Source organism: Pontitalea aquivivens (genome assembly GCF_046507575.1).
In the GTDB taxonomy this organism is placed as follows: domain Bacteria; phylum Pseudomonadota; class Alphaproteobacteria; order Rhodobacterales; family Rhodobacteraceae; genus Pontitalea; species Pontitalea aquivivens.
On the sequence record NZ_JBKFEY010000125.1, the window covers coordinates 1 to 477 of the forward strand.

The following is a 477-nucleotide window of genomic DNA, read 5'->3' on the forward strand; positions in this document are numbered from 1 at the left end:
TGCTGGTGCGCGGCCCGGCCATCGTCAATCGCCACGATCTGGTCTTTGCCGGCACCCCGACCGAGGCCGAGATCGCCGCCGCCCATGCCGCCCTGCTGGCGGCGGGCATCCTCGTGCGCTGAGAGCCCCAAACCTCTCAATCCGATCTTTCAGGAGGCATCCATGGCCACAATGGACATTTTCGAAGGCGATGCCTTCTCGATCATCGAGCTCACCCGGGCTCTGGAAAACATCCCCTTCAAGCCCGCGATCCTCTCGGGCGCGGCCCTCTTCGCCAATCGCGGCGTGCGCGCACGCACGGTGATGATCGAGAGTCGTGATGGCACGCTCTCGTTGATCCCGTTTTCCGAACGGGGCTCGGCCTATGAGAGCCAAGTGCCCGAGCGCCGCGACCTGCGCGCCTTCGTCTGCCGCCAGTTCAAGAAGCAGGACGTGCTCTGGGCCTCGGAGATCCAGGGGATCCGCGACTTCGGTTCT

1 protein-coding gene is annotated in these 477 nt (G+C 65.0%); it reads left to right on the forward strand.

Annotated features, from left to right (window positions below; genetic code table 11):
* Positions 1 to 162: 162 nt before the first annotated feature.
* The coding region (locus ACK8OU_RS20460; RefSeq protein ID WP_410305163.1) for a major capsid protein at positions 163 to 477 on the forward strand (315 nt) is incomplete at its 3' end.